The following is a 19195-nucleotide window of genomic DNA, read 5'->3' on the forward strand; positions in this document are numbered from 1 at the left end:
AGAAATGAGATGATGAGCATGCAAATTGAAATGCACAATATTTATAAAGCATTTGGTCAAAACAAGGTATTGGAAGGTGTTCATTTTTCTTTAGAGGCTGGGGAAGTACATGCGCTAATGGGAGAAAATGGTGCGGGGAAATCAACCTTGATGAACATTTTGACCGGGCTGCATAAACAAGATCAAGGAACGATCGAGATTAACGGTAAAGAAACCTCATTCAAGGATTCAAAGGAAGCGGAAGAGGCGGGAATGGCCTTCATCCGTCAGGAATTGAATATTTGGCCAGAAATGACCGTGCTGGAGAATCTATTTATCGGCAGGGAAATGGTGAATGCCTTCGGTGTCCTGAAGACGAAACAAATGAAAGCGCGTGCAAACGAGATTTTTAAAACACTTAATATTTCCCTTCCTTTTGATAAGGAAGCCGGATTTTGTTCTGTCGGGGAACAACAAATGATTGAAATTGCCAAGGCGCTCATGACGGATGCCGAAGTCATCATCATGGACGAGCCCACAGCAGCTTTAACTGATAGGGAAATAGAGAAGCTCTTTGAAGTGATGAAGGGTCTTACCAAAAAGGGTGTATCGCTTGTTTATATTTCTCATCGGATGGAAGAAATATTCGCCATTTGTGACAGGATCACCGTAATGCGTGACGGAAAAACCGTCGATACGAAAAGAATTGCAGATACAAATTTCGATGAAGTCGTTCAAAAAATGGTAGGGCGGGAGCTGGAGGATCGTTTTCCTCATCGTGAAGCGAACCTTGGCGACATAGTCCTTGATGTAAAAGGTTTAACTAAAAAGGGGCTTTTTGAAGATATCCATTTCGCGGTTCGCCAAGGTGAGATTGTCGGTGTCGCCGGATTGATGGGAGCAGGAAGAACAGAAATAATGCGTGCCCTTTTTGGTGTCGACCAAATAGACAGGGGTGAAATCGTCATTGAAGGCAAGAAGGTTTCCATACGAAAACCAACGGATGCAGTTCGACACGGCCTGGCTTTCATTACGGAAAATCGTAAAGAAGAGGGATTGATCCTGGACTTTTCCGTAAGGGAAAATATCGGCTTGCCGAATCTCAAAAGTTTTGCTCCTAACGGAATCGTAAAAACGGAAGATGAGATGAACTTTGCCGAAATGATGATTAAGCGGCTTCATGTAAAGACATCTTCTGCTGAAACGGTAATCGGCAATCTATCCGGAGGAAATCAACAGAAGGTGGTAATAGCCAAATGGATCGGGACTTCCCCTAAAGTTTTAATTATGGATGAACCGACAAGAGGCATAGATGTTGGCGCAAAACGTGAAATTTACGAGTTGATGAATGAATTGACGGAGCGAGGCATCGCCATCATCATGGTTTCGTCAGAGCTTCCGGAAGTCATTGGAATGAGTGATAGAATCCTTGTCGTTCACGAAGGTGAGATTGCTGGGGAATTGTTAAAGCAGGAAGCGACGCAAGAAAAAATTATGGCATTGGCGACAGGAGGGAACTAGGATGAAACTTGAGGCTACAGGGAAAAGCGGGATTTGGCAGAAATTCGGTCCTTTACTCGCCCTGGTACTTTTATTTATCGTAATAACCGTTTTAAATCCATCATTCATGGAACCGAATAATATATTGAATTTATTGCGTCAAACCTCCATCAATGCACTTATTGCATTTGGAATGACCTTTATCATATTGACAGGTGGCATCGACTTGTCCGTCGGTTCCATTTTAGCTCTATCCAGCGCACTTATGGCTGGTATGATGGTCTCGGGATTAGATCCGATTTTAGCAATATTAGTAGGCATTCTACTAGGTGCAATAATGGGTGTAATCAATGGGATACTCGTTTCAAAGGGAAAAATGGCCCCTTTCATCGTGACACTGGCCACCATGACGATTTTCCGGGGATTAACGCTTGTGTATACGGATGGAAAGCCGATTACCGGAATTGGCGATTCCGTTATGTTCCAGATGCTTGGGAGAGGTTACTTCCTTGGAGTGCCAGTACCGGCCGTTGTGATGGTCATCGCTTTCTTAATCCTGTGGTTCCTGCTTCATAAAACATCCTTTGGCCGTAAAACTTATGCCATTGGAGGAAATGAAAGGGCTTCCCGTATTTCGGGGATTAAAGTTGACCGAGTCAAGGTGGCCATCTATGGTCTGGCCGGTACGATGGCGGCCATTGCCGGTGCCATTTTGACATCCCGTCTGAATTCGGCACAGCCGACGGCAGGCCAATCCTATGAAATGGATGCCATCGCAGCCGTGGTGCTGGGCGGAACGAGCCTTTCAGGCGGTAAAGGGCGGTTGTTCGGAACGCTGGTCGGTGTCCTGATCATCGGTACCTTGAATAACGGCATGAATTTACTTGGTGTATCCTCTTTTTACCAGCAAGTGGTGAAAGGTGCAGTTATATTAATCGCGGTCTTACTTGACCGTAAAAAATCATAAGAAGGTGTAATCAATGAAAAAATTAGTATCGATCATCATGGTTCTTTCTTTAATGGTCTTGGCTGCCTGTTCAATGGATTCTGGTCTAACAGATGATAAAAAGGAAAAGAAAGACTCCATGAAAGACGTGAAAGTCGGAGTCAGCATCTCTACTTTAAACAATCCATTCTTCGTTTCCTTAAAAGATGGTATTGAAAAAGAAGCAAAAGAAAAGGGCATGAAAGTCACAGTTGTTGACGCCCAAGATGATACGGCAAAACAAATCAGCGGAATTGAAGATCTAATCCTTCAAAAGGTTGATGTCCTTCTTGTGAATCCTACTGACTCTGCGGCAATATCTTCAGCCGTTCAATCAGCTAATGAAGCGGGCATTCCCGTTATCACGATTGACCGCTCTTCAGACGAAGGGGATATTGAAACGTTCATCGCTTCCGACAATGTGGCTGGCGGGGAAATGGCTGCAGAATATCTAGTTAAGGAGCTTGGCGAAAAAGCGAAAGTAGTGGAACTTGAAGGGGTATCCGGTGCATCTGCAACTCGTGAACGCGGGAAAGGTTTCCACAATATTGCGGACAAGCAGTTAGATGTCCAGACAAGCCAAACGGCGGAATTCGACCGGACAAAAGGGCTTAACGTCATGGAAAATATCCTGCAAGGCAATAAAGACATCCAAGCGGTATTCGCCCATAATGATGAAATGGCACTAGGAGCCATTGAAGCAATCAAGGCAGCTGGAAAAGACATCATCGTGGTTGGTTTTGACGGAAATGATGATGCATTGAAAGCAGTTGAAAACGGTGAACTAAAAGCTACAATCGCCCAACAGCCGGCACTTATCGGTGAAGAAGCGGTTAATGCGGCTGAAAAAATCTTAAAAGGCGACAAAGTGGATGACACAATATCCGTTCCATTGAAATTGGTCACCAAAGAATGATTGTCAAACAAACAATGAGGGTGCCGGAACTTTTCCGGCACTCCTTTTTTAATTCCATTGATGTTATCTGATTGTGGATATTCAGCTTGAATTGATATGAATGAGAGAGTATAAGAAAGTGAGATCCTTCTTTTACAAAAGTAAGGCGGCCCATGTCGGACCGCCTCCTAAATCAACTGATTGCTAGAGTATACCTTGAGTCAGCATCGCATCCGCCACTTTAAGGAATCCGGCAATATTGGCCCCAACAACTAAGTTGCCAGGCTCACCATATGCTTCTGCAGCCTCTACACTGTTTTTATAGATGTTTTTCATGATTTCATGCAGCTTGGCATCGACTTCTTCGAAAGTCCAAGGCATCCTGGCGCTGTTTTGGGCCATTTCGAGTGCAGACACGGCTACACCGCCAGCATTGGCCGCTTTTGCTGGTCCAAAAAGGATGCCGTTATTAAGGAATACTTCAATGGCCTCAAGGGTTGAAGGCATATTAGCACCCTCACCGACTGCCTTCACATTATTTTTGACCAGTAGTTTTGCTGCTTCTTCATCGATTTCATTTTGTGTGGCACAAGGCAGTGCGATGTCGCATGGTACAGACCAAATACCGTAGCTCCCTTCATGATATACAGCTTCCGGGTGCGCATCGACATATTCGCTCAAGCGTTTTCGTTCCACTTCTTTTAACCGTTTAACTGTATCCAGGTTAAGACCATTTTCATCATATATGTAGCCATTTGAATCGCTGCATGCAACCACTTTTGCGCCTAGCTGTGTAGCTTTTTCAATGGCATAAATGGATACATTGCCAGATCCGGAAATAACGGCAGTGCTGCCATGGAATTGTAACCCTTTGTCATTGAGCATCTCCTCGACGAAGTAAACCGTTCCATATCCAGTCGCTTCTGTACGGGCCAAGCTTCCTCCGTAACTTATACCTTTACCAGTTAGAACACCGGCATGGTAGCTGCCTTGCATCTTTTTATATTGACCGAACAGGTATCCAATCTCTCTTGCACCGACTCCGATGTCACCAGCTGGTACGTCTGTATCAGGGCCGATATAGCGAGATAGTTCCGACATGAAGCTTTGGCAAAAACGCATGATTTCTGCGTCCGATTTTCCTTTTGGATCGAAGTCCGACCCGCCTTTTCCCCCGCCGATCGGCTGGCCAGTAAGAGAGTTTTTAAAGATTTGCTCGAAACCAAGAAACTTTATGATGCTGGAATTGACAGTGGGATGGAATCGGAGACCGCCTTTGAATGGTCCGATTGCACTGTTGAATTGCACACGAAAACCACGGTTTACTTGAACATTGCCCAGGTCATCAACCCAAGAAACACGGAAGGTGATCATTCTTTCGGGTTCAACCAGCCTCTCCAATATCCCGCTTTTCATATATTCAGGATGTTTTGCAAAAACAGGGATCAGTGAAAGGAATATCTCCTTTACGGCTTGATGGAACTCATTTTCGTGAGGATTACGCTCCTTTACCTGTGCGTATACTTGACTTACAAACTCTTTGGCAACTTGTAATTCCTCATGCTCGACTTCTTGTGAAGTGGTCATTGTTCTCTCTCCCTTAAGGTAATATAGTAGTTTTAAAATACTAATTGAATAAGATATCGGTTTTTATATGATACTTTCATGATATAATTTAAAAATAAAACAAACAATCTGAATATTAGATAAGTAGCATGCTGTTTTGATATGGAAGAGGGAGCTTAGAGTGGAATTAAGGCAAATCGAATATTTCATTGAAGTGGCAAAGCGTGAACATATGACGGAAGCAGCAGTGAACTTGCATGTTGCCCAGTCAGCTGTCAGTCGTCAAATCTACAATTTAGAAGAAGAATTAGGCGTGCCACTATTTATCAGGGATGGCCGAAAGATTAGATTGACGCCTATCGGACATACCTTTTTAGCGAATATGGAGCAAGCTATGGATATAATCGATCGTGCCAAACGTGAGATGGCTGAAAGCCTGCACCCAGAAAAAGGGACAATCCGGATTGGCTTTCCCAGCAGTTTAGCTTCTTATGTATTGCCAAGGGTCATTTCCGACTTCAGGGAAAGTTATCCGCAGGCAAAATTCACATTGAAACAAGGTTCATATCGATACCTGATAGATTCGGTAATTAAAGGTAACATTAACATGGCCTTGATCGGTCCTCTGCCGATGAATGAAAAGAAAATTAAAGGTGAAACGCTATTTATTGAGAAGTTAGTTGCCCTTTTACCAGAAAGTCATCCTTTGGCCTTGAAGAAATCACTACACTTGAATGAGCTTCAAGGAAACCCGTTCATCCTATCTCCAAAGGGTTATGTATTAAGGGATCTCGTTATGAAAGCTTGCAAATTGCATGGCTTTGAACCGGAAGTGGCATTTGAAGGAAAAGATACTGATGCCATAAAAGGCCTGGTGGCAGCAGGTCTGGGTATAACCTTGATACCTGAGATTTCCTTAGTCGATAGCTTGCCGCGTTTTACGGTTAAATTGCCGCTGGAGGAACCTTCTGTTACCAGGGCTGTAGGTGTCATCGTTCCAACTGATAGGGAACTGATGCCCACGGAGAAATTGTTTTACCAATATTTGAAGGACACTTTTGCAAAATTGGAAGGTTTTCAAAAATAGGATGGGTATCTATTAGAAAAGTCATAAATCCAGCTAATGGGAGAATCCTTAATCGGGTTCTTTTTTTTGTTGCAAATGTACCGAAATATCTCCATATAGACATCTTAAAATGGGTATAAATTATTTTGAAATAATAAATTATTAGTTTTTATTGAATAGTAATGTGTTAAATCTTTATTTTTGAAAGCGCTTTTATTTTTTCAGAATAAAAATACCACTTACATTATCAGAAAATTCATGTTATTATACGAACAGACATTAGCAGACATTTAGGCAGCGGTACGATATACTTGATAGGCTTTTTTAATGAAGACCTTTATTTTTTTTTCGATTTTCCTAAATTGAATATTCAGATAATTAATAAGGAGTGGAGATAAAGTGAGCAGGAAAGAATACATCAGCGATCGAATGTACAAGGCATCAACAGGGATAGCCAACGCAGTCTTGGTTACATTAGGGATCGGGTTATTGTTTGAATCCATAGGGGGCTATTTAGGCTGGGAGGTCTTCATGGCAATAGGCGGGGCTGCCAAGGTCTTGCTAGCGCCAGCTTTAGGAGCAGGTATCGCATATCAGCTCGGAGGAAATTCATTAATTATCTTTAGCGCCATGGCTTCAAGTGCTGTTGGAGGTGCTGCCATTCACAGAACTGCTGAGGGTGCCTTCACGATTGTAACGGGTCAGCCACTAAGTGCTGTCTTGGCGGCAGTGATTGCAACATATATAGGTAAGCGCCTAATCGGCAAAACGAAGTTGGATATCATGGCCATCCCAATGGGCGCTGTTCTGGTCGGTGGAGTTTCTGGATATGGCCTGGCTCTTGTCACCACTCCGCTCCTAACATGGATAAGCAGTCAAACCACCGCTGCGGTCGAGGGTTCTCCCTTAATCGGTTCCATGGTCATAGCCTTGGTATGGAGCATTTTATTGATGACACCGGCGTCTTCCGCTGCACTGGCGATCGCCCTGCAATTAGATCCCGTTTCCAGTGCTGCAGCTCTAATCGGATGTACCGTTCAGTTTGTCGGGTTCACTGTCATGTCTTATAAAGATAATGATATGGGCGGGTTCCTGGCACAGATGGTCGTTACACCAAAAGTCCAATTTCCTAACTTGATCAAAAAGCCATTATATGTAATTCCTCCTTTTGTGGCGGCAATCATCTGTGCGCCTATCGCTACCCTGGCATTCGATTTTCAAGTGCCGTATGAGCTTGGAGGCATGGGGTTAAGTTCAATGATTGCCCCGATTGCCATCATAACTGGTCAGGGGCTGTACACGTTCTTGGTTTATGTGGCAGTTGGTATGGTATTGCCAGCTGTAATCACACTTGCCTTGCATCGGGTATTGAAGATGATGGGTAAAGTTAAGCCAGGCGATCTTCATTTGGAAGTTTCATAATCATAGTTTTCTTGGAAACCAGCCTGGTTAAGGAACCGGGCTGGTTTTTATTTATAAAGGGATTAGGGTAAAATGGGGAGGAAAGCAATTGCATAGATAGGATGATATGGATGGGAAAAGAAATTGATATAAAAGTGAAAGCTAAGTTCGTGAGTAAAATCGCAAAGGGTTTTCCCTTGATTGTTAAAGAGTCGATAGCCAACCTTAATGACCTTCAGGAAGAGGGGTCCTTGGTGCGTTTGGTGGATGAAAACAACCGCTTTCTGGCAAAAGGTTATTATGGTAAACAGAATAAGGGCTATGGCTGGGTATTGACCCGAAGAGAAAATGAAAAGATCGATCAATCCTTCTTCAACGGCAAAATCCAGGCAGCATATGAATTCCGAAAGTCTTTTTTTGAAGATGGGGAGACTACAGCTTTCCGCTTGTTTAATGGGGAAGGTGATGGAATTGGCGGTTTAATCATTGATCATTATGATGGTCACTATGTCATTAGCTGGTATAGCAAAGGGATATATTCCTTTAAGGACTACATCATTAAGGCATTGCAGGAAACGGTCGAGGTCAAATCGATTTATCAGAAGAAACGCTTTGATACAAAGGGGCAGTACGTGGATGAAGACGATTTTGTCATGGGCGAACAGCCGGCATTTCCGCTTCTTGTAAAGGAGAATGGAGTCCATTTTGCTGTTTATCTGAATGATGGGGCAATGGTCGGTGTCTTCCTTGATCAACGCGATGTCAGAAGGAAAATCCGGGATGAATACGCAAAAGGGAAAACCGTGTTGAATATGTTCTCCTATACGGGGGCATTCTCCGTGTTTGCCGCTTTAGGCGGTGCTGTTAAAACAACTAGTGTCGACCTGGCGAATCGCAGTTTACCAAAGACGATCGAGCAGTTCAGTGTGAATGGAATAGATCCCGAAGCTCACAATATCGTGGTGATGGATGTTTTCAAGTATTTTAAATATGCAGTGAAGAAGGCTTTGAAATTTGAAATGGTCATCCTCGATCCGCCCAGCTTTGCCAAATCGAAGAAGTTTACTTTCAGTGCCGGGAAAGACTATGCCAATCTATTGAAGGATACCATTTCCATTACGGAAGACAATGGGATCATTATCGCCTCAACTAATTGCAGTACGTTTGACATGAAAAAATTCAAGAGCTTCATTGATGTTGCTTTTAAGGAAATGAATGGAAAATATGAGATCATGGAAGAATTCTCATTACCGGCTGATTTTAAAACGATAAGGGAATATAAGGAAGGGGATTATTTAAAAGTAGTCTTCATTAAGAAAATTAAAGGTTAAATAAAGGCGTCACAGTTCAAGCAGGGCTGTGAACGCCTTTTTTTGTAATATAAATGTTTCATGTGGAACGATTGGACATTCAGATTCACTGGATAGGCCGTTCACTTTTCAAACCTTTCGATAAATGAAAGGAAGGTTTCATGCGAATGCTGTTAGCGATGCAAAACTGGGCTGCATAGTAGGTAAGCATGATCATTGGGCCAGAATAGGCAACATCATCGATAAATTTGTTCCAAGATAAAATGGAGTCGGAAATCACGAATAGGACCCCGCCGATGATTGCGGTCGTATTTCCGGTCATAAATGCCGCCCAGCCCATGAGGGAGATGACCGTTACATAACAGATCACAGGGATGATGAGGTAATGTTCACCTCTTTCGATTAACGAATGTACAATTTCACGGCTAATCCAAGTGGAGTAAATGCTAATCGGAACAATCGTCGCAAATCGGAGCCATGAAAAGTTCCATAGTCCAAGGAATGCCGTAATATAGAAAAGGTGGCCGATCAAGAAGGCGGAAAGCCCGATGACGAACCAAATCAACAAACCATCTCCAAGCATGCAAAAGAATAAACCGAGAAAGATTAAGGATTGGTAACGATCCCGTCTTCTCACATTTGTCCGGGCGTAGAGCAAAATCAATAACATGGGGAGTATCTTGAACAGTATTTTAATGATCAAAGGCTCTTCCGGTATAAGAAAAATATATGCTAGTCCCGTGATAAGGATTGCGGCAGGTAGGCATTTCATTAACATTCCATTCCCTCCTTCAATCTTTAATTCTATGTAAGGGGAAGGAACCCCTTGTCAAAAGTCGTGAAAATGAAAAAACTGGCTCCTGTTTAACCAGGAGCCAGTCAGTCATAAGAATCATACGGCTGAGTTTTCTTTAACGAAAGCTTGTTTTAACCAGTTTTTCCCCTCAACAAGCCTTGTGACAAGCATGGCACAAACCGTGTTTCCTGTTGAGTTAAGCAGTGTAGCGGGAGCATCGATGATCGTTGATATAACGGCAATGATAGGCAGGACTTCCACAGGGAAGCCGAAAACACTAAGAATCAGCATTTCCCCAATCATGCCGCCTCCAGGAATGGCACCCATAACAGCTCCAACCAAAAAGGCAACAGCAAGTATACTTAAAATGCTTGAAATGCTTGTCATATCCTTTCCAAATAAGCTGAATAGGAAAACGATTTTCAATACCCCGCCGAATACCGAACCATCTTTATGAGTGTTGGCTCCGAGTGGGATGACAGTCTCCGCTATATCCTTTGGCACGCCCATTTTCTTGACCGATTCCAGATTGACTGGAATGGAAGCGGCACTAGAACAAGTGGCGATGGCTGTAATGGATGGTGTCAGGGCATTTTTCCAAAATAATTTAACTCCATCTTTCCCGCCTGCGATAAAGGCATACAAAGTGAAGAAGCCAAAATAATAAATCAAGGCTAAGACTAGATAAAGAATGAAAGTGCGAGCATAGCCTTCTAAAATCTGCGGCCCAAGCTGCCCGATAATCGCCGCAAAATAAGCACCAAGTCCAATTGGAGCATAGTACATCACAATTTTGACGACCTTCATCATGACAGCTGTACCCGCTGTCAAAAACTCAGTAATCGGTCTTGCTTTCTCACCGACCAGTGCAGTGGAAAGTCCGATTAGTACTGAGAAAACGATAAGCTGAAGCATATTGCTTCTGGAGAACAGTTCTGGGAAATCGGAAACGGTTACCGTGTTGACCAGTTGACTGAAGAAAGATACTTCTTCTATGGTCTCTTCAGGGGAACTGTTTTCCATCAGTTCTTTAATGGCTGTCGTATCTGTGCCTTCCAACGGATTGACAATGGTTGTCCCAATAAATCCAATGACGGCAGCCAAAGCGGCTGTTGTCAGGAATACGAGAACGATACTTCCCATGATTTTTCCGAGACGCTTCATTCCGCTCATATTGGCAATCGCTGAAGCAATGCTGAAAAATACCAATGGCACGATGATCGTGAACATCAGATTTAAGAATAAGTCCCCTAGAGGCTGTATGATCGAGGTTTTATCCCCGAAAACTACACCCGCTATCCCGCCGATAATAATGGCAGTGAGCAGTATTAAAGAGGATCGATAGTTTTTGATAAAACTCTTCATTAAAATTCCGTCCTTTCAGGATGAAGATATCAATAAAAATATACTTCATTATCAACTCTAAAATCAGGTTTGACAATATATTTTTATAGGAAGGAATGTTAAAAGAAGAAATGCAATAAATAATAATGGGGAATGAATGGTGAAAATATCAAGAAGGAGGGATAGAATGGCATTTATTGAGGTGGAAGAAGGCGTTCGGTTATTTTATGAAGAAAAGGGCCAGGGGAAACCGATCATCTTTATCCATGGTGTGTGGATGAGCAGCCGGTTCTTTAAAAGGCAGCTTCCGTACTTTTCAGAAAAATATAGAACGATCTTACTTGATTTAAGAAGCCATGGCCAGTCAAATCATGTACATTACGGAAATACGGTCTCCGTTTATGCAAAAGATCTTCATGCGTTCATAGTTGAACTGGGATTAAGGGATGTCATACTTGTAGGCTGGTCGATGGGGGCATTTGTCGTCTGGGAGTATCTTAAGCAATTCGGTGAGGAAAATATTCATTCAACCGTGATTGTGGATGAATTGGCATCTGATTTCAAGTGGCCCGATTTTAATATCGGCGCATTTGATATGGATACGTTGATTGCCTTCATGACTGAAATACAAACGAATCGTTCCTCGTTTTTGCAAAGCTTCCTTGCTTCCATGTTCAACAATGAATTAACTGCAGAGGATGCAAGCTGGATGCTTAAGGAAGTGAACAAAATGCCGGAATCCATCGCCAGTAGCATTCTATTTGACCAATCGATTGTGGACTATCGTGAATTCTTGCCAGAAATCAATATTCCGACACTTCTCTGTTTTGGAAGGCATGAAAAAGTCATTCCTGTAGCTGCAGGCGAACATTTGCATAAAAACATTCCTAACTCCAAACTAGTAATCTTTGAAGATAGTTGTCATTGTCCATTTATGGAAGAAAGCGATTTGTTTAATGAAACAGTGAATTGCTTCATTCAAAAGGGAGTATAGTCGTACAGGATAGGAAAAGGGGATGCAGTGCCTGCATTCCTTTTAATTATGAATATAATTGAATTTTCTTTTAACTAAACGGTTTTGGCAGGAAATAAAGGGAATACTGGTACTAAGAAAGATAGTAGTGAAGGTTAATGGAATTGATAAATTAAATAGGTAATATTTTTATATCCTTTTCACAGGAATTGGGCTATTATGAGGTGGATTTAAATTGGTGTGATCGTTATCTGTTATTGAGAGAAACTCATGCAGGAAGTGATGGAGAGGATAAAATGGATGATCGTTTACCATACAATGAAATTATAGATGTATGTTTACTTGCGGGAAAAATCATGCTTCAGAACGGAGCGGAAACATCAAGGGTGGAAGATACGATGGTTAGGATCGCTGCAGCGTTTGGGTGCGGTGAATCACACAGTTTTTCGACCCCTACCGGAATTATTTTTTCGCTGGATGGCATGCATCCAGCTTCAAAATTGATCCGAGTTTCCCAACGATCTACAGATTTACATAAGGTAACGCTGGTTAACAGTATATCCCGAAGCATTTCCAGCAAGGAAATGACACCGGAGGAAGCATATTTACGGTTAAAACAAATCGAAAAGGCCGGGATGGGGTATCCCATGTGGGTACAGGTCTTTGCTGCATTTATAGCGAGCGGCTGCTTTTTAATCATGTTCCAAGGACAGTGGAGTGATTTCATCTGGTCCTGTATAGCTGGAGGAATGGGATTCTCTTGCCTGCTTTATTTGCACTGGTTACTGGAAGTTCGTTTCTTTGCTGAATTCATCGCCTCTTTAGTCGTAGGATTAGTAGCTATGTTCTTTGTCCAGATTGGAGTTGGAAGTCATCTGGACACGATAATCATTGGAGCGGTGATGCCGCTTGTGCCAGGGCTGTTAATTACGAATGCAGCCAGGGATTTAATTGCAGGGCATTTGGTTTCGGGTCTATCCAAGGGTGCGGATGCAGGATTGACTGCTTTAGCCATTGGGGCAGGAATATCGGCTGCGTTTGTTTTCTTATGATTTTAGGGGAGGAAGAATGATGATTGCACAGCTTATTACCAGTTTCATTGCCTCAGCCGCCTTTGGAGTCATCTTCAATGTACCAAAAAATTCATTGTTTCAATGTGGTTTCGTAGGGATGTTGGGGTGGATCTTATACTTTGCTTTGGTTGAAAATGAGATAAACAGCATCATTGCAACTTTAGCGGCTGCATTTATCGTTGCGGTCATCAGCCAGTATTTTGCTAAAAGGTATAAAACGCCGATTACGATTTTCAATGTATCGGGAATCATCCCCCTAGTGCCTGGAGGTTTGTCATATGATGCGATGAAGCATTTTGTCGGAAATGATTTTTATGTCGCCGTTCAGCTGGCGGCCAAGGTCTTCATGCTGGCTGGTGCCATTGCGATGGGGCTGATCTTTGCAGAAGTCATGAACCAGTTAGTAACTAAGTACAATAGAAGGAAGTTAAGATTGAAAAGCTAGTGGGAATATTCCTGATGAATATGTTCTGAATAAAAAGAAAGGAGAGCAGGTCGAACACCCTGATCTCCTTTCTTTTTTGATATTTTAAAATAATAATAAATCTAGCTTATATGGGATCTTTCATCCCAGTGTTAGCAGTGACCAAGATTTCGTCGTATTTTTTGGCATCAGCTTTCTTGCTTGACAGAAGTGTTCCGGCGATGGCTGCGATAAAACCAATCGGGATGGAGATGATGCCTGGGTTGGCAAGCGGGAATAATGGCTCCCCAACGAATATTGCCGCTCCCTCTACCGGTGACCAGACATTGGGACTTAGGAATACAAGCAATAAAGAACTGACCAGTCCAACTATCATGCCCGTGACAGCCCCGGCAGTGTTAAAACGTTTCCAGAATACCGTGAAGACAATAATTGGCAGATTGGCACTGGCAGCGACGGCAAAGGCAAGTGAAACAAGGAAGGCGACATTCATGTTTTGGGCAAATAAGGCAAGGATGATGGAAAGGACGGATACTCCGATGGATGCCCAACGAGCTGCAACGACTTGTTCCTGGTCAGTGGCTTGGCCTTTCCGGATGATGTGGCCATAGAAGTCATGGGCAAAAGCAGATGCTGCCGATAGGACGAGACCTGCTACAACCGCTAAAATGGTTGCGAAAGCAACAGCAGAGACGAAGGCGAACAGGAAGTCACCCCCAATAGCTTCGGCAAGCAGCGGAGCAGCCATATTACCGGCTGCATTCGCGGCTATGATTTTGTCGTATCCAACAAAAGCTGCCGCTCCAAAGCCGAGGAAAATGGTCATTATATAAAAGATGCCAATGATCCACGTGGCATATACTACGGACTTACGGGCTGTGATGGCGTCTTTCACCGTAAAGAAACGGATGAGAATGTGAGGCAGTCCAGCTGTACCGAGTACAAGCGCTAAATTAAGGGATAAAGTATCCAAAGGATCCTTGAATTTGTTACCTGGGTTGAGGAAATCCCCGCCCAAAGGAGTGGCTGTTTTCATTTGCTTGAACATCTCGATCACGCTAAAGTCGAATTTCGCCAACACGATGATGGAGATGATGAATGTACCTGCCATCAATAAAACGGCTTTAACGATTTGGACCCAACTGGTGGCCGTCATACCGCCAAATACGACATAGACGGTCATTAAAATACCTACAATGATGACGGAGTAAAGATAATCAATTCCAAGTAAGAGTTTTATAAGTGCACCTGCACCGACTAATTGGGCGATCATATAAAAGGTTGAAATGGAAATGGTGTTAAGGGCAGCAACCCCGCGTACTTTCTTTTCATTGAAACGGGCAGCGATCATGTCCGCCAATGTATACTTGCCAAGGTTACGGAGCGGTTCGGCCACGATATAAAGAACGACCAGATACGCAACGAGAAAACCTATGCTATAGAAAAAACCATCAAATCCGGAGAGTGCGACCATGCCGGCTATCCCCAAAAATGAGGCGGCGGACATATAATCTCCCGCAATGGCCCAGCCATTCTGCCAGCCAGTAAGGCTGCTGTCAGCCGTATAAAAGTCCGCGGTCGTTTTGGTGCGCCGTGAAGCAAAATAGGTAATGACCAATGTTAGTCCGACAATGATTAGAAATAAAATAAAAGCAAGTATATTCATTGTGAATTCACCTTTATCCTTTCGCTTCTTTAACGATTTTTTCTACTAACCGGTCAAATGTCGCAGCTTTTTTGGAATAGAGGATGCATAATGTCCAGGTCATGATAAATTGAGCGAAGGCAAAGATCCAGGCCCAGCTGATTGCCCCGAAAGCATAGGAGTTAAGAACTTTAGAATAGGAAGTTAGTATGGGTAGGGTGAAATAAAAGACCATGAAAAAGATGGATAGCGGGACGATGAAATTGCGTTTTTTCCTTAAGAGTTCTTGAAAAGATTGTGATTGGACGATCTTGGTGTAGTCCGTGGAAGCGCTTACTTCGGTTTCCTTAGCGATTGAATCGTTTGATGCCAAGTTGGTTCCCCCTTCATCATCATTGATTTGGTTTTCATTACCAATTTCCGATAACAGTATCAGTATATATTTTTCAGAATATATTGTAAATTTAAATGCTGAAAATAAACCATTTTTCGTTCGACATAGTTTTTTATTGTTACGTACAAGCAAAAGCTGCTTGCTGATTGATATCAAACACATGGCCATTAAGGAAAAGTTAAGCTTCTTTCACGATACTGGTTTCAATGAAGGAAATCTGAAAGGAGAAAAGTGATGAAAAAGTTGATAATGATAGGCACGGTTTTAGTTCTGGCGATTGGTGGATGCGTTTGGTCTTTCATGAAGGACAATGCTGAGCCTGTAATTGCAAAGTCGGTGACGGCTACAGTTGAAAAGGGAGATCTTGAAGTTCAAATAAGCGGTTCCGGATCGGTCGCCGCAATCAATAGTGAGGACATCACTTCCTCGGTAACGGATGAAGTGGATGAAGTCCTTGTAGCGAAGAATGAATTGGTTGAGAAAGGCGATGAACTCATTACCTTCACGGATGGAAGTGACCCGATAACGGCACCATTCGATGGTACCGTGACAACATTGGATGTAGAAGAAGGAGATCGTGTATCAAGCAGTGAAGTGGTGGCACATGTTACGGATTATAAAAAATTGAAAACCACGATCAGTGTTGATGAATTGGATGTTCCAAGTGTTAAAAAAGGACAAACAGTTGAAATTAAAGCCAGTGCTTTTGAAGATGAAACGTTTACGGGTGAAGTGACCAGTGTAGCAAAGGAAGGTACATATGAGAATGGAGTTTCTACGTTCGATGTCACTATCAAAATTGACAAACCCGGCGATATAAAAATTGGGATGTCGACTGAGGTGAGCATTTTGACGAATAGTGTAAAAGATGCTTTATATGTTCCGATTGAAGCAGTCCAAATTGACGGTGAAGAGAAATATGTGAATATACAACAATCCGGTACAACTGAAGGAGCTGCCAGTACAAAAAAAGTGGTTGAGACTGGGATCAGCAACGATAAGTATATTGAAATAACTTCGGGTCTTGAAGAGGGACAGTTCGTTTCCTTGCCCATCACCATCAATGAAAGCTCCACTGGCAGTGGCGGCGAAGGAATGAGGGGAGGCCAAGGAGGCGAAATAAGAATGCAGAGCGGCAGCGGAGTTCCGAGCGGCGGGATGCCAAGCGGTGGCGGAATGCCGAGTGGCAAGGGAGGTCAGTAAAATGGCGAAACCCATCATAAAAATTAAGAACATGTCTAAATCTTATGAATTAGGCGGTGAAACGGTCAACGCCCTTCAAGATGTCTGTCTTACAATCGATAAAGGCGATTTCATTTCGATCATCGGTCCTTCCGGATCAGGGAAATCGACGTTCATGAATATGATTGGCTGCCTTGACAAGCCTGACATAGGTGAATATCTTCTCGATGGAAAAGAAGTGGAAAAGATGAAGGATAATGAGCTGGCTGCCATTCGTAATATTAAAATCGGATTTATCTTTCAAAATTTCAACCTGTTGGCAAAACTGACAGCGTTGGAGAATGTCGAACTTCCCCTGGTTTATAGAGGGGCAAGCGTGAAGGAAAGAAGGGAAGTGGCCAATGCATGCCTTGATATGGTCGGCCTGAGTGACCGGAAGCATCACCTGCCGACCCAACTGTCGGGTGGACAGCAGCAAAGAGTTGCGATTGCAAGGGCACTTGCCGGTAACCCTCCCGTTTTATTGGCGGATGAGCCGACGGGGGCACTTGATAGTAAAACGAGTAAAGAAGTGCTGCAGATGCTGAAAGAATTGAACGGAAAGGGACAAACAATCATTCTTATAACCCATGACTTGAAAGTTGCTAAAGAAGCGACTCGTGTCGTCCGGATACAGGATGGTCAGCTATTTGAAAACGGAGGTGATTGGATTGAACCTGAGCGAATCTATGAAGATGGCTATACGCAGTATCAAAACCAATAAAGTCAGAGCATTTTTAACCATGCTTGGGATCATAATTGGAGTTGCCTCCGTAATCGTCCTGGTTTCGATTGGACAGGGTTCCTCACAGTCCGTTCAGGATGAGATCAATAGCCTGGGAACGAACCTGATAACGGTTAGTGTCACGGATACCGACTCCGTGGAGCTGACGGATGATACAATTGAACAGTTTAAAGAGCTGAACGGGATATCGGAAGTGGCGCCTGTGGTCACTGGACGCGTTTATGCTAAGAATGGAGAAGCTACGGCACAGGTTTCAATGACCGGTGCAACTTCATCCTACTTATCAGTCAGGGATCTGGAGCTCAGTCAAGGCCGGTTTTTGACGGATATGGAAACGGAATTACGCTCCAAGGTCGTTGTCCTGGGATCAGATACAGCCACCACGCTTTTTGAAAATCAAAAAGCCGTGGACCAGAACGTTCTCATCGGCGGCGTTTCCTATCGCGTGATCGGTGTGCTGAAATCTGTAGGCACCTCAATGGGATCGAGCGGGGATGATGTAATCATTGCACCGATCACCACTGCTGAAAGGGCTACAGGCAGCACGACAATTGGAACCGTCTATTTAAAAGCGGAGATCGAGAATAGCATAGATAGGGCGATGTACCAGGTACAAGGTACGATGACCACATCATTCCCGGAACAGAGTGATAACTATTCGGTGTCCAATCAAGAAGATTTGATGGATACAATGAGCTCTGTATCGGACACTTTCACACTCATGCTTGGCGGTATTGCGAGTATTTCGTTATTGGTAGGCGGAATCGGGATCATGAATATCATGCTGGTTTCCGTCTCGGAGAGGACGAAGGAAATCGGGATTAGAAAAGCAATTGGAGCAAATCGGAAATCGATTCTTCTTCAGTTTTTAATTGAAGCGATGGTCTTGAGCTGCTTAGGGGGATTGTTGGGAGTTGGAATTGGCTTGGGAATCGCAAAATTGATTTCAGCTTTTTCAAGCTTAACGATTAGTTATTCATGGTCGGTGACATTGTTTGCCTTCTTATTCTCCATTTTAATCGGGATAATATTTGGCGTATTTCCTGCCAATAAAGCATCCAGATTAAATCCAATTCAAGCACTGCGTCACGAATGAACATACAATTTGAGAGAAAGCAGGCGATTAAAAGCCCGCTTTCTTTTGCATATGAAAAAGGATAAAATCAACATATATATCACAATTGAAGCGGCTGGGAGGTACCCTGAATGAAGGTTTTGGTGGTAGAGGATAATGTTTCATTATTAGAATCGATCCGACAGATTCTGACTGATGAATATGAAGTCGATACAGCAGACAATGGGGAAGATGGGCTATTCATGGCTCAGCAAAGTATATACGATATCATCATTTTGGATGTAATGCTTCCAGGAATCGATGGATTTGAAATCGTACGGAAAATCAGGGACGCAAAAATAGATACAAGTGTCTTGTTTTTGACGGCAAAAGATGCTCTTGAGGATCGTGTCAAAGGATTGGAAATGGGTGGCGATGATTATTTAGTCAAGCCGTTCCAGGCACCGGAACTTAAGGCCAGGATTCGTGCCCTGCTTCGAAGGAGCGGCATTATATCGCTTGCGCAGCATGTAAAATACCGTGGTATTGAACTGCTGGAAAAGGAAAAGGATATTTTAGTTGATGGAAAGGTCATTAAAATGACCTTGAAACAGTTTGAATTACTGGAGTACCTAATTCAAAATAATGGGAAAATATTGACCCGTGAGCAAATTTTCGACCGTATTTGGGGGTTTGATTCAGATACAACGATTGCCATTGTCGAAGTGTTCATCCATCACCTTAGAAAAAAATTGGAACCTTTCAATTATCATAAAGATATTCAAACCGTACGCGGTATTGGTTATATGCTAAAACAACCATAA

General features: G+C 43.1%; 18 protein-coding genes. 13 read left to right on the forward strand and 5 right to left on the reverse strand.

The features are described 5' to 3' along the window. The first annotated feature begins 18 nt into the window (after positions 1-18). The 3 genes from ACSR9O_RS11010 to rbsB are packed head-to-tail and all read left to right on the forward strand — an operon-like array spanning position 19 to position 3380. Positions 19-1500 (forward strand): sugar ABC transporter ATP-binding protein, encoded by a 1482-nt coding sequence (locus tag ACSR9O_RS11010; RefSeq protein ID WP_491725463.1) that lies wholly within the window; start codon positions 19-21, stop codon positions 1498-1500. Between the two features lies 1 nt (position 1501). Further along, on the forward strand, positions 1502-2446 hold the full coding sequence (locus ACSR9O_RS11015) for an ABC transporter permease (protein WP_101223945.1): 945 nt from the start codon (positions 1502-1504) through the stop codon (positions 2444-2446). A 13-nt stretch (positions 2447-2459) separates the two neighbouring features. Continuing rightward, the gene (gene rbsB, locus ACSR9O_RS11020) at positions 2460-3380 is read left to right on the forward strand and encodes a ribose ABC transporter substrate-binding protein RbsB (protein ID WP_230176045.1); all 921 of its coding nucleotides are present in this window, start codon (positions 2460-2462) and stop codon (positions 3378-3380) included. Between the two features lie 183 nt (positions 3381-3563). Here the strand turns inward: rbsB and gdhA are convergent, their stop codons facing one another. Next, positions 3564-4946, reverse strand: coding sequence for an NADP-specific glutamate dehydrogenase (gene gdhA / locus ACSR9O_RS11025; protein ID WP_101223943.1), 1383 nt, complete (start codon positions 4944-4946; stop codon positions 3564-3566). A gap of 160 nt (positions 4947-5106) precedes the next feature. On the opposite strand from gdhA, the gene gltC reads away from it, so the two are divergent. The 3 genes from gltC to ACSR9O_RS11040 all read left to right on the forward strand — a co-directional run bounded on the left by gltC (position 5107) and on the right by ACSR9O_RS11040 (position 8723). Continuing rightward, positions 5107-6012, forward strand: coding sequence for a glutamate biosynthesis transcriptional regulator GltC (gene gltC, locus ACSR9O_RS11030; protein WP_101223942.1), 906 nt, complete (start codon positions 5107-5109; stop codon positions 6010-6012). A 408-nt stretch (positions 6013-6420) separates the two neighbouring features. Continuing rightward, the gene (locus tag ACSR9O_RS11035) at positions 6421-7413 is read left to right on the forward strand and encodes a PTS sugar transporter subunit IIC (RefSeq protein WP_101224027.1); all 993 of its coding nucleotides are present in this window, start codon (positions 6421-6423) and stop codon (positions 7411-7413) included. Between the two features lie 110 nt (positions 7414-7523). Continuing rightward, the gene (locus tag ACSR9O_RS11040; RefSeq protein WP_101223941.1) at positions 7524-8723 is read left to right on the forward strand and encodes a class I SAM-dependent rRNA methyltransferase; all 1200 of its coding nucleotides are present in this window, start codon (positions 7524-7526) and stop codon (positions 8721-8723) included. Between the two features lie 85 nt (positions 8724-8808). On the opposite strand, the gene ACSR9O_RS11045 is transcribed toward ACSR9O_RS11040, so the two are convergent. Together ACSR9O_RS11045 and ACSR9O_RS11050 are read right to left on the reverse strand one after the other, a co-directional pair. Next, positions 8809-9480, reverse strand: a complete 672-nt coding sequence (locus ACSR9O_RS11045) for a lysoplasmalogenase (protein WP_491724389.1) — start codon at positions 9478-9480, stop codon at positions 8809-8811. A 114-nt stretch (positions 9481-9594) separates the two neighbouring features. Further along, entirely contained in the window at positions 9595-10863 is a 1269-nt protein-coding gene (locus tag ACSR9O_RS11050) for a dicarboxylate/amino acid:cation symporter (protein ID WP_101223939.1), read from the reverse strand. A 166-nt stretch (positions 10864-11029) separates the two neighbouring features. Between ACSR9O_RS11050 and ACSR9O_RS11055 the strand changes: the two genes are divergently transcribed. From ACSR9O_RS11055 to ACSR9O_RS11065, 3 genes are all read left to right on the forward strand, one after another. Further along, positions 11030-11836 carry an alpha/beta fold hydrolase gene (locus ACSR9O_RS11055; RefSeq protein WP_491724390.1) on the forward strand — a complete coding sequence of 269 codons (807 nt, stop codon included), beginning with the start codon at positions 11030-11032 and terminating at the stop codon, positions 11834-11836. 275 nt (positions 11837-12111) lie between these two features. Next, positions 12112-12867, forward strand: a complete 756-nt coding sequence (locus ACSR9O_RS11060) for a threonine/serine exporter family protein (RefSeq protein WP_230176051.1) — start codon at positions 12112-12114, stop codon at positions 12865-12867. A 16-nt stretch (positions 12868-12883) separates the two neighbouring features. Then, positions 12884-13333 (forward strand): threonine/serine exporter family protein, encoded by a 450-nt coding sequence (locus tag ACSR9O_RS11065; RefSeq protein WP_491724391.1) that lies wholly within the window; start codon positions 12884-12886, stop codon positions 13331-13333. A 106-nt stretch (positions 13334-13439) separates the two neighbouring features. On the opposite strand, the gene ACSR9O_RS11070 is transcribed toward ACSR9O_RS11065, so the two are convergent. Continuing rightward, a complete protein-coding gene (locus tag ACSR9O_RS11070) occupies positions 13440-14978 on the reverse strand; it encodes a solute symporter family protein (protein WP_491724392.1) in 1539 nt (512 codons plus the stop codon). A gap of 13 nt (positions 14979-14991) precedes the next feature. Continuing rightward, entirely contained in the window at positions 14992-15312 is a 321-nt protein-coding gene (locus ACSR9O_RS11075) for a DUF485 domain-containing protein (protein WP_434169746.1), read from the reverse strand. A 273-nt stretch (positions 15313-15585) separates the two neighbouring features. Here ACSR9O_RS11075 and ACSR9O_RS11080 point away from each other — a divergent pair, with 273 nt between their 5' ends. From ACSR9O_RS11080 to ACSR9O_RS11095, 4 genes are all read left to right on the forward strand, one after another. Then, positions 15586-16554, forward strand: coding sequence for an efflux RND transporter periplasmic adaptor subunit (locus ACSR9O_RS11080; protein WP_491724393.1), 969 nt, complete (start codon positions 15586-15588; stop codon positions 16552-16554). A gap of 1 nt (position 16555) precedes the next feature. Next, the gene (locus tag ACSR9O_RS11085) at positions 16556-17296 is read left to right on the forward strand and encodes an ABC transporter ATP-binding protein (RefSeq protein ID WP_491724394.1); all 741 of its coding nucleotides are present in this window, start codon (positions 16556-16558) and stop codon (positions 17294-17296) included. Continuing rightward, positions 17223-18413 (forward strand): ABC transporter permease, encoded by a 1191-nt coding sequence (locus tag ACSR9O_RS11090; protein WP_491724395.1) that lies wholly within the window; start codon positions 17223-17225, stop codon positions 18411-18413. The genes ACSR9O_RS11085 and ACSR9O_RS11090 overlap by 74 nt, the downstream gene beginning before the upstream one ends. Before the next feature lie 110 nt (positions 18414-18523). Further along, positions 18524-19195: a response regulator transcription factor gene (locus ACSR9O_RS11095; RefSeq protein WP_101223933.1), complete on the forward strand. Its 672-nt coding sequence runs from the start codon at positions 18524-18526 to the stop codon at positions 19193-19195.

The sequence above is a fragment of the Peribacillus sp. B65 genome (assembly GCF_058513295.1).